Here is a 1,122-nt window from a genome sequence, read left to right as displayed (position 1 = left end):
GCCAAACGATCCAAATCACCACTGATACCATCAAGCGAGGTACTCGCCACCGGATTTTGCTCCACCGGATGACGATAACGAATCGAGCTGTCTGCCAAAACAATATCGCCATGCAAACCGCGCTCTTTGAGCAGTAACCACGTCATTCCCCATCCCGTCAGCGTTGCCAACGTAAATGCCGAACCAGCAAACATGGTATTGTGCGGGTTCAAATTCGGATTGAGCTGGGCACTGCATTCGAACTGATAACCAGTGTATTGGTTGATTTTGATGCCCATTTTGTCCGCAATTGGGATCTGCGCTTCCCAGCGCTGCTGCAATTCCGTGCACCATTCTGGGCGACGTAACACATTCGCCATCGGATCAAGCGGCTTCACCATTTGTTGGTGACGGACCGGACCGCGTTCATCGGTCAACTCACCACGACGTTCAAAACCGTTTTTTTCATAAAACGCAATCGCATCTTCACGGGCATTACATACCAAACGTTTCGCACCTTCTTGGCGCGCAAGCGATTCCAATGCGACCAACACCAGTGAGCCCATGCCTTTGCTGCGACGATTGCCTTTCACCGCCATATAACGGATTTGACCATCGTTATCCGGAGTAATGTACAAACGTCCGATCGCCATTGGACGACCACGGCTATCCACAATCATGCGGTGGTGGCTCACCACGTCATATTCATCACGTTCAGAGCCTACTGGCATGCGCCATGGCTCTCGAAGCATTTGCCAACGAAATTGATAGTACTTGTTAAGCTGATTTTCGGTTGTTGGAGTTATGAGTTTGAACATATCAATCCTTTGAAAGTGCAAATCAGTAAGAATCTTGGGGAGAAAATACCCAAGTAAAATCAAATCACTTGGGTATATAGCTTAGACCATGGGTGTATGCACGCCAGATTAGACCTGTAGCCAAAAAGTCCCTGGGCCGTCATTAATTAATGACACTTTCATATCGGCCGCGAAGCGACCACGCTCGGTTGGCAATTCCTGCTCACACAAGTCAGAAAAGTAGTCATACAGACGTTCAGCGTCGGCTGGATGCGCACCACGAGAAAAGCCTGCACGTGTGCCTTTCTTGGTATCTGCCGGTAATGTAAATTGAGACACCACCAAA

General features: G+C 49.0%; 2 protein-coding genes. Both read right to left on the bottom strand.

Translation table 11 applies throughout. The features are described 5' to 3' along the window. Positions 1-797 (bottom strand): bifunctional GNAT family N-acetyltransferase/hotdog fold thioesterase (locus R7E47_RS25010; protein ID WP_318085482.1); only part of this gene is annotated, 797 nt, incomplete at its 3' end. Between the two features lie 108 nt (positions 798-905). Next, positions 906-1,122, bottom strand: a 217-nt coding sequence (locus R7E47_RS25005; RefSeq protein ID WP_318085480.1) for a D-aminoacyl-tRNA deacylase, incomplete at its 5' end; no start/stop codon positions are given.

Origin of the sequence: Vibrio sp. Vb1026, from assembly GCF_033338745.1 — a bacterium.
GTDB lineage: Bacteria > Pseudomonadota > Gammaproteobacteria > Enterobacterales > Vibrionaceae > Vibrio > Vibrio alginolyticus.
Note: the sequence above shows the minus strand (reverse complement) of the source record. Positions and strands in the feature narration are given on the sequence as shown.